Raw genomic sequence first — 13,871 nt, 5'->3', positions numbered from 1 at the left:
TTTATTCTAAGTCGTATCTGTTTTTTAGCTTATTTTATATTCCAAAAGAAAAAAAGTATTCTCTCGTAAGATTTTTCTCAAAAATACCGGGAATTGGTAATTTTCCAAGAAAATCTATGCGTTTTTATTAGGTCTGATCAATTGCCAACGGCTGATACTAACTGTTTGAAAATGAGATTTAACCTACTGCTATTGGCGTACATTCAAATCACTTCCAATCATGTGGATACTATCTGAAACAGTCTTTCTCAAACAACTGCCCGGATTTTTTATTCATAGGAAGAGAGCATATTACCGATAAATGGTCTGACGATAGTCCTGCCCGTATTCACAGATAGAAAAAACCGGTACAAATAGAAAAAAGTCAACAATGAACTTGGTAAAAGACAATCCAACAGCTATTTCAGAAATTGTAAATCTGTTTGATTTTGAAAGGCTTGCGGCTGAAAAAATGACAAAAATGGCCTACGAATACGTAGCAAGCGGAGCCGCCGATGAGTTTACCCTTCGATGGAATCGACAAGCCTTTAATGCCATAAAACTCAATCCAACGATACTCACCGACGTCAGTCAAATTGATGCCGGCATTTCTCTTTTGGGGCTTGATCTGCCCTATCCGATTCTCATTGCTCCGACGGCCTATCACAAGATCATGCATCCCGAAGGCGAACTTGCCACGGTTCGCGGGGCAGGGGCAGCTTCAGCTCTGTACGTGGTCAGCTCATTTTCCACGACACCGCTGGAAGAGATAGTCAAAGCCGCCACCCAACCGCTTTGGTTTCAACTATACGTAAGAGACGACCGGGAATTGACCAAAGCATTGATTCAACAGGCAGAAGGGTTGGGATTCCGTGCACTTTGCGTTACGGTAGATACGCCCGTGGCAGGCGTTCGCAATCGGCAGGATAAAGCCCGTTTTGCTTTACCCGAAGGTGTAAACACACCTCACATGCCCGGTGGATTGGCGGAGAAAAAGCCTTTCACTTGGAAGGACATTGAGTGGATACGATCATTCGCAAAAATCCCTGTTTTACTCAAAGGAATTTTAAATCCTGCCGATGCCGAAAAAGCCGTTGAAGCAGGCGCATCGGGAATCATTGTATCTAACCACGGAGGACGAAATTTAGATACTGTTCCGGCGACCATCGAAGCCCTTCCGCGCATTGTCGAGAAAGTAAACAAAAAAATACCGATATTGATGGACGGCGGCATTCGACGCGGAACAGATGTACTAAAAGCCCTTGCCTTGGGGGCAACTGCTGTCTTGGTCGGCAAACCCATCTGCTTCGGATTGGCATGCGGCGGTGCCGAAGGCGTTACGAAAGTGTTGGATATCTTGCGGCATGAACTGGAAGTGGCGATGATCCTCACGGGCAAAGCCACGATTGCCGAAATAGACGAATCGGTGATTTGGAAGTAATTTAAGGGGCATCGGGTCGGTGAGGACACCGACCACGGGCCGGTGAGAGCACCAACAACGGAAATAATAGAAATAACAATTGAAACATCAACAAACAAAATAGGAACCGTTAAAAACCAACTATGAAAAATTGCCCAATTACCTGCATCATCTTTAGTTTATTTTTCTGCCTTACCCTAATTTCTAATCCTACTTTTGCTCAAGATCTGGATGCCGGCAGAAGCGGGAAAGTAGAGCCTCAGTACCTCAAAGGAGTAGAGCAATTGACCAAGAATAAGCAAATACAAAAGGCTTTTCAATCGATCTTGGCGCAACAAAAGCGAAATCGTGAAGAACTCATTTTGCTTACCGAAATTCCTGCACCGCCGTTTAAGGAAGAAAAACGAGCGGCCCGGTTCTCGACCATCCTCAAAGAAGCAGGTGCCGATTCGGTATGGATCGACAAAGTGGGAAACGTGCTTGCCTTGCGCAGAGGGAAAAATTCGAAACGACGTGTGGCACTTGACGGTCATTTAGATACTGTTTTCCCATTGGAAACGGACGTAAAAGTTAAAATAAAAGGCGATACCCTATTTGCCCCGGGCGTAGGCGATGACACGCAGGGATTGGTTATTGTTGCGTCCGTTTTGAGAGCATTGGAAGATGCAAAGATAGAGACCGAGTCCGACGTTTTATTCATTGGTTCAGTGGGCGAAGAAGGATTGGGCGATTTACGTGGGGTAAAACACCTTTTCAGTAATCAAAGCCCACGGATAGATTCTTGGATCTCGATTGACGGCGGTGGCATCGGAACATTGGGAATCATGGGATTAGGCTCGTATCGGTATCGCGTTACCTTTAAAGGTCCGGGCGGGCATTCATGGGGAGCGTTCGGATTGGCTAATCCGCAACATGCTTTGGGTTCAGCAATCCATTATTTTTCAAAAGCCGCCGATAAATTCACCCGGACCGGAGCGCGTACCAGTTACAACGTGGGAAGGATCGGTGGTGGTACTTCCGTCAATTCCATTGCCTTTGAATCGTGGATGGAAGTGGATATGCGCTCAGAAATTCCCGAAAATCTGAACCTGATCGACTCTCTTTTAAAATCTTCCGTTCAACAGGCTTTACTGGAACACAATGCCATGAAAAGAATGGGTCCGGCCCTAACAGTAGATATTGTGAAAATTGGAGACCGCCCTTCCGGTGAACTGACGCAGGAAATTCCTTTGATTCAACGGGCAATGGCTGCCGCCACGTATTTCGGCGAATCACCAAGAACGGGCAGAGGTTCTACCAACTCAAATATTCCCATTTCGAAAGGTATTCCTGCCGTTACCATAGGACGTGGCGGCAAAGGCGGCAATGCCCATGCGCTCAATGAGTGGTGGTACGATGAGGAGGGTTATAAAGCGGTTCAGATGGCCTTGCTGACGTTGGTTTCTGAAGCGGGAATGGTCAATCCTTGATTTTTCTAAATCCTAAACCTTTTTCAACATGAAAAAAAAGACCCCCTTTTGTATCGGTTTCCTCTTGTTTTCTTTACAAACAATGGCACAAACGCCGGAGGAAAAGCTCAAAGCCCTGAACATCGAACTACCGGCGGTCAAAGCTCCTATTGCCAATTATGTACCCGCCGTCAGGACAGGCAATTTGCTTTATTTGTCAGGAACAGGCCCAAGCGACGCAAATGGTAATGCGATAACAGGCAAGGTCGGCAGAGATCTAACGGTGGAGGAAGGGCAAAAAGCTGCCCGTTCGGTAGCCGTTGCACAAATTGCGGTTCTGAAAAAGGAGCTGGGTGATTTGAGTCGTGTCAAACGCATCGTGAAAGTATTTGGTATGGTTCAGTGCATAGACACTTTCACGGAACACCCAAAGTCATCAATGGCTTTTCTGATTTAATGGTGGAAGTATTTGGAGAAAAGGGCAAACATGCGCGTTCGGCGGTGGGTATGTCGTCTTTACCGAGAAACATTGCTGTTGAGGTAGAGCTGATTGTGGAATTGGAAGAGGAGGTAATTCCTGCTAAAAACAAAAAGAAGTCGAAATGAAAAACTATATACTTCTCTGTTTAATACTCACTTTCAGCCAAGCCAACGCCCAATTTTTCAAAAAAGACAATGGCTTGGCACATACGTTTTCGATTGTGGCTCGCGACGAGAAAACGGGCGAAATCGCCGTTGGTGTTCAGAGTCATTGGTTCAGTGTCGGCACCTCAGTTTCCTGGGCTGAAGCGGGAGTTGGGGCGGTAGCAACCCAATCATTTGTCAACAAGTCGTTCGGGATCAGAGGGCTTGCGTTGCTGAAAGAAGGAAAAACCGCCCAACAGGCGCTGGATATTCTTCTTTCAGATGATCCGGGTAAAGAAGTTCGGCAAGTCGGCATTGTGGATGCTAAGGGAAATGTGGCCAATTTTACGGGTAAAAGCTGTGTGGACTTTGCAGGCGATCTGAAAGGAAAAAACTATGCCGTGCAATCAAACATGATGCTGACCAATGAGGTCCCGGCGGCTATGGCAAAATCATTCGAAGCTAACCCTCAACTGCCTTTGGCAGAGCGAGTTTTGGAAGCCTTAAAAGCTGCCCAAAAAGTCGGTGGCGATATTCGTGGCAAGCAATCAGCGGCCATTTTGGTGGTAAAAGGTGAAGCAATGGGAAAACCGTGGGACGAAAACCATTTAGTGGATTTGCGGGTAGACGACCATTCTGAGCCGTTGGCTGAAATGGAACGGCTATTAAAAACTCACCGCGCTTACGAGCACATGAATAACGGCGATCTGGCCATTGAAAACAACAACATGAACTTGGCTATGCAGGAGTACGGAGCGGCCATGAAAATGTTTCCGAAAAATCTGGAAATGCAGTATTGGACTGCCATCACGTTGGCCAACAGCGGCAACGTACAAAAAGCTTCTCTGATGCTGCAAGCCATCTATGCAAAAGAACCCAACTGGCGAAAAATGACCAAAAGGCTGCCCAAAGTCGGATTGTTGACCGTAGGGGAAAAAGAATTAACGCTGTTGTTGAAATAGATATCCCGGCTGATGCGAACACCATAGCTATCGAAGGAATCAAAAAGTACTTACACTCATCAATCTAAACTAAAATGACAAAAAGTTTATTCTTACCCACCTCAACTACTCGGTTGCTGACCATAGTTGGTATAAAAAAACGTCGATCGCCGGCAGCAGGTAAAAGGACGCTTCTTTTTCGAGGAATAACGTTCCTGTTTTTATGGCTTGCCCATTCAACAGATGTCTCCGCTCAGGTAAAAGCCCTCTATTTTGGAGAATTAATTGACGGACTTGGCAAAAAAATAACCAACGCTGTGGTGATTATCAATGCCGACCGCATTGTGGGAGTTGGGAAGGAAAAGGAATTGATTATTCCTGCCAATGCCGAAATCATTGACCTGAAGGCGTACACAGCCATTCCCGGATTGATCGATGCCCACACGCACATGACCTATTATTGGGACAAAAACCGTCCCGGCGATCCGTGGACGCAAGGGCGAACGGTACAGCCCGCCGTCAAAGTTTTTTTAGCACAGGAAAACGCAAAAAAATCTCTTGAAACGGGCGTAACTACAGTACGGGATTTAGGAGCAGGTGACAATATGAGCTTTGCCATGCGCGAATTGATAGACCGAGGAGCCATGAAAGGACCCAGAATGTTTGTAGCAGGACAAGGGTTAAGCATTGGCCGAACGAAAGGTGTTGTGGATGTACAGCAATTTGCCGAAAAACAGCTCGCCTTGGGAGCCGATTGGATCAAAATGTTTGGTTCTACCGGCAGCGCAAAGGATGTAACGGGTTTTCAGACGTATAGTTACGAAGAAATGAAAGCAGCGGCGGAGGTAGCTCATAAGGCAGGAAAACGTCTGGCGGTTCATTCCTATGGCCCCGATGGTGCCAAAGCGGCCGTAAAAGCCGGCGCTAACACCATTGAACACGCCACGGATGTTGACGATTCTACCTTCATAGAGATGGCTCGGCGCGGGATTATCTATGTTCCCACCGTTGACCATAACCGTTATTATGCGGCGCATAGAGAGGAGTATGGCTATGATTCAACCGCCGTATTTGGGTTAAATCTTTTTGTAAAACGAAATTTTGAAAGCCTCAAAAAAGCTGTGAAAGCCAATGTGAAAATTGCGATGGGATCAGATGCAGTATTTACGGGGTTTGGTGAGAATACCCGCGAATTGGAATGGTTTGTCAAAGCAGGAATGACTCCCGAGCAGGCACTGCAAACCGCTACAACAACGGGCGCCCAAATGCTCGGCAAAGAAAAAGAACTGGGTGCCATCGCGCCCGGGTATTACGCTGATATCGTGGCGGTGAAGGGCAATCCTCTCAAAGACATCAATGTCGTCATTCAGCAGGTAAAATGGGTGATGAAGGGTGGCAAAGTGGAAATTGATAAAACTACAGCATTGAAGAAATAAAGGCTATCATCATCAACAACCTAAACTGAAATGACAAAAAAAACACCCCTAATCCTTGCAGTCATCCTGTTGCTGAGTGTAGTTGGATTTCGACCAAACGCTGACGTAACTGCCCCAAAAGCAGCGCCCATCAACGTAGAAGAATTGACCATTGCTCAAATCCACGCTGCTTATAGGAAAGGCGCTTTTACGAGTCAACAATTGGTGGCGGCTTATTTGGAGCGCATCAACCAATTTAATACCCAAGTCAACGCCATTTCCACTATCAATCCACAGGCATCGGCCATTGCCAAAGCATTGGACGAAGAATACAAAAGAACCAAAGTCCTACGGCCGCTTCATGGGATTCCGATCATTGTCAAAGACAATATCAATACCAAAGGACTCGCCACCACGGCGGGAGCGTTGGCGTTGAAAGATTTTGTGCCTGATGCCGATGCTTTCATTATTGATAAATTAGTAAAAGCCGGTGCCATTATTATTGCCAAATCCAATATGGCCGAATGGGCTTTTACCCCTTGGCATTCGTTCAGTTCTACGCACGGAGCCACGCTCAATCCTTATAATCCGGAGTATGTTCCCGCCGGTTCGAGCGGAGGTACAGGTGCTTCTGTGGCTTCCAATTTCGCCACCGTTGGACTCGGTACCGATACGGGCAACTCTATTCGCGGCCCTGCTTCGCATTGTTCATTGGTAGGCTTCCGAACTACGCTGGGATTGATCAGTCGTGCTGACATTGTGCCGCTCAATTTCAGAAATGATGTCGTAGGACCCATGTGCAGAAGCGTTGAAGATGCTACTCGAGTAATGGAAATCATGGTGGGTTATGACCCCAATGACCCCATCACCAACTATTCAGAAGGAAAGATTCCGAAGAATTATACGCAGTTTCTCCAAAAAAACGGACTGAAAGGAGCACGAATAGGCGTCTTGCGTGAACTATGTGAAAATCCTCCTACTTCCTCCGTAGCAGACCCGGAAGTCAAAGCGTTATTTGAAAAAGCAATTTCTGACATGAAGGCCCTGGGGGCTGTCATTGTTGACCCACTTACTGTTGCTGATTTCTCCAACCTCCGAAAAGACGTGGTCTGTTTTGATTTCAGAGGTGATCTGGAAGCCTATTTGGCGAAATATGTCAAAAATGACACCATAAAAACCTTGGAAGACATTGTCCGAATAGGAAGCAAATCGAAGTCGGCTGAAGCCCGAGTGATAGCCAACCTTACCGTCCGAAACCCCAACTGCCCGGATGTCTATACGTCTCCCCGACGGATCGCATTTCGGAAGGCCATTGAAGATAAAATGGATGAGTTGAAATTGGATGCCATTATATATCCGACCTGGAACAATAAACCCGCCAAGATCAATAGTTACAATGAAGAACTGAAACGGGTAGACTATTTTGGAGACAATAGCCAAATCATTGCTCCGCACACAGGCCAACCGGCTTTTACCGTCCCGATGGGTTTTACGTCGGGCAATTTACCCGCCGGGCTTCAATTTTTGGGTAGAATGTATGCAGAGCCTACCTTAATCAAATTGGTTTATTCCTATGAACAGGGTACCAAACACCGAGTGCCGCCAACTCTCAAAAAATAACCGAAATGACCGGAAAAATGCTGTTGCTCTTCGCCCTCACTCTACTGATAGGGCCTGCCTATTCGCAATCACCCCAACGCCCTGACTTTCTGATAAAAGACAGTATTCAATCCTCTTTAGATCGAAATGTACAGGTTTTTTATTACGATAAATCCACAGCCTCTTCGCCACAGCCTTTAGTGGTGGAATTGCATTCTTGGAGTAACTCGGCTGATTCTCAAAAGGATATGGTGGCAGTGCAGGCTCACGCTAAAGAATGGAATTATATTTTCCCCAATTTCAGGGGCGTCAACAATCACCCAAAAGCCTGTTGCAGTGAATTTGTGATTTCGGACATTGACGAAGCCATTGATTGGGCAGTGAAAAACATGAAAGTGGATACCAAACATATCTACGTAATCGGCACCAGCGGCGGAGGTTACGCTACCTTAGCCATGTATATGAAGTCGCGGCATACGATCCATACATTTTCCGCTTGGGCTGCTATTTCAGACTTGGAAGCTTGGTACGGCGAATCGTCGGAACGAAAGAATAAATACGCCGCTGAGATCGTCAAATGCATTGGTGCCGGCGAAACATTTGACGCCCAAAAAGCGAAAGAACGTTCGCCGCTATTCTGGAAAACGCCCGTTAAAAAGCGCAAAAACAGTCAGTTACAAATCTACGCCGGCATCCACGACGGCTATACGGGTTCAGTGCCGATTTCACACTCCATCAATTTCTACAACAAACTCCTGACCGACAATAACGAAAAAGATAAGTCTCACTATGTTTCAGAAACAGACGCAATTACTATGCTCAAAACGCAAACTTTCCCGACTTCAAATCCGCCTGAAATGATAGGTGATCGAGCTATCTTGTACCAAAAATCATCCAAAAAAATCACGTTGACAATCTTTGAAGGTACGCACGAGATTTTGAAGAACGTGGCTTTGGAATTGGTTGAAGCACCTAAATCCTGAAGGATTGTGGTACGGACGGCCCGTCCGTTAGCAGCAATCTCAACCAAATTAACGGAAAAACAACGGCAAAGGAATGCCGGAAGTAGTTAAACCTAAACTCGTCCATCCCCTTTTTCATCACCAATGTCATCGGTTTGGAATTAAGTTTCGCGTGGCTAAAGGACAAAGTAAAACCCTGAAAGCACAGAAGGAGAGGTAAGCATTTTTACGATAGCATTTTTTATAAGAACTTTCTCAATACGCAAGTATGAAATCCGGAGTTATATCCTATCTTACCATTTGGGCAATGTGTTTGCCTCACTTTTGCCAATCGCAGCAATGGAGCATTAAAATTAAGACTCTAAGCGCACAATTGACCGCTCATCCTACACGCTCAGGTTATGATTCTCTGCATTTTATAATGACCGAACATTACCAACAATTAACAACTGATGAGCGAACCAAAGTAAGAGCTATACTCGAAAAACAAGCCAAATGGACGAACGAAATCCTTTGTACCAACAACGAAAAAGGAACAAAGATTACTATCAAAGGCCGCCTTTTGGATGAGCACCAAAAACCGATTCCGAATGCAAAATTGTATATTTTTCACGCGGATAGTAAAGGTTACTACGCACCAACGGATTCTGCGCTGAAAAGAATGAACGAAGCGGAGCCGCGCCTTTTTGGTTTTTTAACGACCGATCAATCAGGTAATTACTCATTTCAAACGATTCGGCCTGCGAGTTATCCCGGCAAATACAACGGCCGTACCATACCCCAACACATTCATATCAACAGCACAGCAACCGGCTACCAATCGCGAAATATACAAATGGTTTTTGATGACGATTCGGCCATGAAAGATGCGCATTGGCGCGATTGGGCCAAGCAACAAAACTATCCTGTCGTCAAATTGCTGTTCGAAAAAGACAAAGGCCTTTATGGCATTTGTGACATTGTTTTGAATCAATGATCGGGAAGGTTCTTTCTGAGTTTTTGGAGAAAGAATTTTTTGGGTGTAATTAGACTATTTGGTGAAAAAAATGAATTAATTCGGGTAAAAAATACCTTGATCACCATTTTATTACCAATTGCTACGGCACCTAAACCAAACACTCTTCTTCTTAATAAAAGATGAAAAATTTCGCTCCGCTCCACAACAAGGCGATTACACTTACTACGGGCTTATTGCTGCTGTACGCGCAGGGCTGTAATGTCCCTCAAAAAAACGCAGCCAAGAAAGATGTATTTGCGGATCACGTGCGAACCACCGATTTTCGAACACCCGAACAGGAAAGAAGAGGATTTAAATTGCCGCCAGGTTTTGAAATTACCCTTTTTGCTTCAGAACCTCAGATCACCAAACCGATCAACATGGAGTTTGATGATCGCGGTCGGCTGTGGGTAACGCATTCGTCAGAATACCCGATGGCGGCTGCGCCCGAGAAAGGCAATGATAAGATCACGATCCTGGAAGATACCAACGGCGATGGCAAAGCCGATACATTCACTGATTTTCAAGATGGATTAAATATCCCAATCGGCATTATGCCCGTGGCCGACGGAGCCATTGCGTACAGCATTCCCAACGTATACCATTTTGCCGATACCAACAACGACGGGAAAGCCGACAAACGAGACGTGTTATACGGTGCATTTGGCTATAAAGACACGCACGGCATGGTGAGCAATTTTATGCGTGGCTTTGACGGTTGGGTGAATTCGTGTCATGGATTTACCAATACTTCCAAAATAGCCGGCACCGATGGCGACTCTGTCTCAATGACTTCGGGCAATACGTTTCGGTTCCGGACCGACGGCCGTCGGGTGGAGCAAACGACGTACGGGCGGGTCAATCCGTTTGGCTATGCGTACGATGAGCGAGGCTTTTTGTATTCGGTAGATTGTCATTCCAAACCTATTTATCAACTTATTAAAGGTGCCGATTATCCGCATTTTGGCAAGAAACCAACGGGCATTGGATTTGGCCCCGAAATGATGAGTTATGAATTGGGTTCTACGGCACTTTCCGGATTGGTATATTATGTAGGAGAACATTTTCCTGCCGAATACCGCAACAGCTTTTACAACGGCGATGTGGTCACCTGCAAAGTGAATCGCAATACCATGACCTTTAAAGGGTCTACGCCTGTTTCCAAAAAAGAAGCTGATTTTCTGGTCAGTGAAGATCCGTGGTTTCGGCCGGTCGATGTGAAAGTCGGCCCTGACGGCGCACTTTACATTGCTGATTTTTACAACCGCATTATCGGCCATTATGAAGTGCCGCTCAATCACCCCAAACGCGACCGCACGAGCGGACGAATTTGGAAAATCACTTACAAAGGCGATCAACCTCACCGCGATATTCCCGTCAAAGATTGGTCAAAAGCAACGATGGATGAACTCATTGCGGGCTTACAACATCCTCAGCTGAACGTACGACTGAAAGTAGCCGACCGCTTGGCGGATGTTTGGAAAGAAAAGGCCGTTGAGCCGGTAACAAAAATGATGAATTTGCCGGCGACGGACGCGCGGGCGTTTGTGCATGGCCTGTGGGTGCTGCAACGGTTGCGGGCATTGCCTGAATCACTTTTAAACAAAGCACTCATTCATCCTGATCCCACGGTGCAGGTTCACGCGTTTCGGCTTTTTTCGGAAGCGGAAAGCCTTTCGGAAGCTCATCGTACCTTAGTGGTGGAAGCTTTGGCTAATAAAGATCCATTTATACAACGCATTGCAGTCGAAGTACTTACGCGGTTTTCGAAGGTGGCCAATTTACAGCCGCTGATGACGTTGTACCAACAGACACCGGAAGAAGATTCGCATTTGAGGTACGCAACGCTGTTGGCTATTCGGACGAATTTAGCGGCTAAAGGTATCATTCAGCAAGTGGCCGCGATGCAATGGAAAGAAGATAAAGAAGCCTTGTTGGTAAAAGCAGCCCTTGACATTCCTTCGCCCGATGTGGCAACTTTTGTCCTGAATTACCTGACAGCGCATGAATTGCCCGCGGCAGAGTTTGACAAAAATCTTGAATACATTGGTCGTTACGCAACGGCTGTCCAATTGAATGAGACGATCCTGTTGCTGAAAAAACGTTTCGGCAATGAGGTAGACGTACAATTTGCGTTATATAATTCACTCCGCAGGGGTGTGGCTCAAAGCGGCTCAGCGGTCACGCCGCAACTACAGGATTGGGGAGTAACGATGGCAACGCATTATTTGGAACTGCCAACCCGAGAGAAAGAACCTGCCGCGTTGATCACTCGCCGCACACAGGCGGCAGACATTGCCGGGGAATATAAGATCGCTGCTTCGGAGCCTTATCTGCAAAAACTAATTGTCGCAAAATCAGCAGATTCTAAAGTGCGTTTGGCGGCCGCCAATGCATTAATGAGCCTTTCGCCCCAAAATAATATTTCACTCATTGGAGAAGTATTTCATGATCGTTCGGAGTTGGTTGCTTTGCGGGAAAAACTGGTTGTCACGTTAGCGCGCACTCCGTCGCCTGATGTTTTTGCGTTGTTAGAAAAAGGGTTTATTGGCAGCGCCCGAAGTTTGCAGGTGGGCATTGCGGCTGCTTTGGCCAACTCCGAATCAGGAATTGATTATCTTATAAAAGCCTTAAAAGAAGAAAATGTAAACGCCGACGTATTGACGGAAGTGGCGGTAAAAGAGCGCCTTGCGGCCAAAATAAAAGCAGCTCAACAAGAGCAATTAAATCAACTGACAGCGGGCGGGTTGAATGAATTTGAAGAAAGACAAAAACTGATTCAAAGCCGTTTGGCAAAATTTGAAGCCTCCAAAGCCTCCACAGAAGCGGGAAGGGCGGTGTTTACGCAAAATTGCAGCACCTGTCACCAGATCAAAGGAATAGGCGGCCTGATCGGGCCTCAATTGGACGGCATCGGTAACTGGGGACAAAAAGCCCTCACCGAAAAGATACTGGACCCGAATCGGAATATTTCGGAAGCGTTTCGCAGTTACAATATCACGTTGAACAACGGCCAATCCATGACCGGACTGTATCGCCGCACTGAAGGCCAAACAATGGTCTTTGCCAATCCGTCGGGTCAGGAATTTTCAGTAGCTAAAAATGATATGAAAGAATACAAAGCCTCAAAATATACCCTCATGCCCGATCAGTTCAGAAGCGTTATTCCTGAAAAGGATTTTTATGCGCTGTTAGGGTTTTTGCTCAAAACCAAATAAACGTTGATGCCGCATAATCAGTGCGTGCAAAAAGCGTAGCCATTTCTTCTGTGCTTTTTCTATTTTTGCGTTCATGAACCTTTCACTTTACGCAAAACAATACCGTCAGGACCTGCTGCAACGACTCATTCCTTTCTGGACGGAGTTTAGTTTGGATACGGTTCATGGCGGGTATCTATGCGCTATTTCGGCAAAAGGTGAGCCTGTTACGTTTGATAAATGGATAAAATGGCACGGCCAACAAGCATGGGCATTTGGAAAATTATACCAATTGACCCAACACGCCGACCACCTTCAATATGCTCTTCAGGGAACAGATTTTTTACTTCATTTTGGAGCAGATACCAAAGATAATTGGTGGGAAATCGTGGATTGTACGGGCCGGGGTGTGCTTGATGTCTCAGATACCTGCGCGGAAGCTGCAGCGGTGGCCGCCTGGAGCTTGGCGCATGAATTGACCAATGAAGAATCATACGCTGAATCGGCTAAAAAAACGTTTTTGAAAGCCGTACGTCGCCGTGAAAAAGCATTACAAAAGCGCACGGAAGCGGTGCTTTCGGGCAGGCAACTGAAAAATATCAGCGAATTAAGCGCTTTAGCGAAGGCCTTGACAGCTTCTCAAAAATTAATGAGTGAAAAAGCATTTCGTGAAAAAGGCGAAGCCTTATTGCACGAATTGACCAAGCATTTTTGGGAACCGCGCGCTAATATCATGCTCGAAAATGTGTTTTCGGAAGGCGGTTATTCTGACTGCCTGTTGGGAAGAAGAATTCATCCGGGGCGCGTATTTGAGGCGTTTAATGCCTTTTATGAACTGACTAAAGTGTTAAATAAACGCCGCATTCGTCAGCAATTGGCGCAACACGTAGCTTATTTGGCCGAAACCACTTGGGACGAAGCGGCCGGCGGGTATTTTCATTGGTTGGATGTAAAAAGCCTGCCACCTTCCGAACCTGATGCGTATTATAAATATGCATGGGTGCAACTCGAAGCCTGTACAGCCTTGTTGCGCGCCTATCAAGTGACACAGGATCGCGCATTGTTAAAACATTGGCAACGGGTGAGTGATTATCTATGGCAACATTTTCCCGATAATTCCAAAGAGGGAGAGTGGGTAGGCGTATTGAGCCGCCACGGTGAACCGCTTTTCAACCTCAAAGCAACTTCCGAAAAAAGTGCCTATTATCCCATTAAAAATTTGCTCGAAAGTGCTGATTTACTGGAGATATTGACCTAATTGTAGGGGCAGGCCTCGCGTCTGCCCGAAA

General features: G+C 46.2%; 11 protein-coding genes. All 11 read left to right on the top strand.

Annotation, left to right across the window (positions count from 1 at the left end; translation table 11 throughout):
* Nucleotides 1-370: 370 nt before the first annotated feature.
* The 11 genes from ACQY73_RS11945 (at nucleotide 371) to ACQY73_RS11895 (ending at nucleotide 13,840) form a co-directional block, all read left to right on the top strand.
* Nucleotides 371-1,420 (top strand): alpha-hydroxy acid oxidase, encoded by a 1,050-nt coding sequence (locus tag ACQY73_RS11945; protein WP_428665980.1) that lies wholly within the window; start codon nucleotides 371-373, stop codon nucleotides 1,418-1,420.
* Between the two features lie 122 nt (nucleotides 1,421-1,542).
* Nucleotides 1,543-2,868, top strand: coding sequence for a M20/M25/M40 family metallo-hydrolase (locus tag ACQY73_RS11940; protein ID WP_428665977.1), 1,326 nt, complete (start codon nucleotides 1,543-1,545; stop codon nucleotides 2,866-2,868).
* Between the two features lie 28 nt (nucleotides 2,869-2,896).
* Nucleotides 2,897-3,304: a RidA family protein gene (locus ACQY73_RS11935; RefSeq protein ID WP_428665974.1), complete on the top strand. Its 408-nt coding sequence runs from the start codon at nucleotides 2,897-2,899 to the stop codon at nucleotides 3,302-3,304.
* Nucleotides 3,304-3,453 carry a hypothetical protein gene (locus ACQY73_RS11930; protein WP_428665971.1) on the top strand — a complete coding sequence of 50 codons (150 nt, stop codon included), beginning with the start codon at nucleotides 3,304-3,306 and terminating at the stop codon, nucleotides 3,451-3,453. The genes ACQY73_RS11935 and ACQY73_RS11930 overlap by 1 nt, the downstream gene beginning before the upstream one ends.
* Nucleotides 3,450-4,433 carry a DUF1028 domain-containing protein gene (locus tag ACQY73_RS11925; protein ID WP_428665968.1) on the top strand — a complete coding sequence of 328 codons (984 nt, stop codon included), beginning with the start codon at nucleotides 3,450-3,452 and terminating at the stop codon, nucleotides 4,431-4,433. Before ACQY73_RS11930 ends, ACQY73_RS11925 begins: the two co-directional genes overlap by 4 nt.
* 74 nt (nucleotides 4,434-4,507) lie before the next feature.
* Nucleotides 4,508-5,848: an amidohydrolase family protein gene (locus tag ACQY73_RS11920; protein WP_428665965.1), complete on the top strand. Its 1,341-nt coding sequence runs from the start codon at nucleotides 4,508-4,510 to the stop codon at nucleotides 5,846-5,848.
* A gap of 30 nt (nucleotides 5,849-5,878) precedes the next feature.
* Nucleotides 5,879-7,447, top strand: a complete 1,569-nt coding sequence (locus ACQY73_RS11915; protein WP_428665963.1) for an amidase — start codon at nucleotides 5,879-5,881, stop codon at nucleotides 7,445-7,447.
* A gap of 5 nt (nucleotides 7,448-7,452) precedes the next feature.
* Nucleotides 7,453-8,409: an alpha/beta hydrolase family protein gene (locus ACQY73_RS11910; RefSeq protein ID WP_428665960.1), complete on the top strand. Its 957-nt coding sequence runs from the start codon at nucleotides 7,453-7,455 to the stop codon at nucleotides 8,407-8,409.
* 247 nt (nucleotides 8,410-8,656) lie between these two features.
* On the top strand, nucleotides 8,657-9,364 hold the full coding sequence (locus tag ACQY73_RS11905) for a hypothetical protein (protein WP_428665957.1): 708 nt from the start codon (nucleotides 8,657-8,659) through the stop codon (nucleotides 9,362-9,364).
* 161 nt (nucleotides 9,365-9,525) lie between these two features.
* Entirely contained in the window at nucleotides 9,526-12,603 is a 3,078-nt protein-coding gene (locus ACQY73_RS11900) for a PVC-type heme-binding CxxCH protein (RefSeq protein ID WP_428665955.1), read from the top strand.
* A 73-nt stretch (nucleotides 12,604-12,676) separates the two neighbouring features.
* Nucleotides 12,677-13,840: an AGE family epimerase/isomerase gene (locus ACQY73_RS11895; RefSeq protein ID WP_428665952.1), complete on the top strand. Its 1,164-nt coding sequence runs from the start codon at nucleotides 12,677-12,679 to the stop codon at nucleotides 13,838-13,840.
* Nucleotides 13,841-13,871: the final 31 nt, after the last annotated feature.

The organism is Runella sp. (assembly GCF_965279615.1).
Taxonomy (GTDB): Bacteria; Bacteroidota; Bacteroidia; order Cytophagales; family Spirosomataceae; genus Runella.
This window is presented reverse-complemented; position numbering and strand designations above follow the sequence as displayed.

Excerpts from the sequence above, each read along its gene's own strand:
- ACQY73_RS11945 (WP_428665980.1), top strand. The coding sequence starts at position 371 with ATGAACTTGGTAAAAGACAATCCAACAGCTATTTCAGAAATTGTAAAT.
- ACQY73_RS11940 (WP_428665977.1), top strand. The coding sequence starts at position 1,543 with ATGAAAAATTGCCCAATTACCTGCATCATCTTTAGTTTATTTTTCTGC.
- ACQY73_RS11935 (WP_428665974.1), top strand. The coding sequence starts at position 2,897 with ATGAAAAAAAAGACCCCCTTTTGTATCGGTTTCCTCTTGTTTTCTTTA.
- ACQY73_RS11915 (WP_428665963.1), top strand. The coding sequence starts at position 5,879 with ATGACAAAAAAAACACCCCTAATCCTTGCAGTCATCCTGTTGCTGAGT.
- ACQY73_RS11920 (WP_428665965.1), top strand. The coding sequence starts at position 4,508 with ATGACAAAAAGTTTATTCTTACCCACCTCAACTACTCGGTTGCTGACC.
- ACQY73_RS11900 (WP_428665955.1), top strand. The coding sequence starts at position 9,526 with ATGAAAAATTTCGCTCCGCTCCACAACAAGGCGATTACACTTACTACG.
- ACQY73_RS11925 (WP_428665968.1), top strand. The coding sequence starts at position 3,450 with ATGAAAAACTATATACTTCTCTGTTTAATACTCACTTTCAGCCAAGCC.
- ACQY73_RS11905 (WP_428665957.1), top strand. The coding sequence starts at position 8,657 with ATGAAATCCGGAGTTATATCCTATCTTACCATTTGGGCAATGTGTTTG.
- ACQY73_RS11910 (WP_428665960.1), top strand. The coding sequence starts at position 7,453 with ATGACCGGAAAAATGCTGTTGCTCTTCGCCCTCACTCTACTGATAGGG.
- ACQY73_RS11895 (WP_428665952.1), top strand. The coding sequence starts at position 12,677 with ATGAACCTTTCACTTTACGCAAAACAATACCGTCAGGACCTGCTGCAA.
- ACQY73_RS11930 (WP_428665971.1), top strand. The coding sequence starts at position 3,304 with ATGGTGGAAGTATTTGGAGAAAAGGGCAAACATGCGCGTTCGGCGGTG.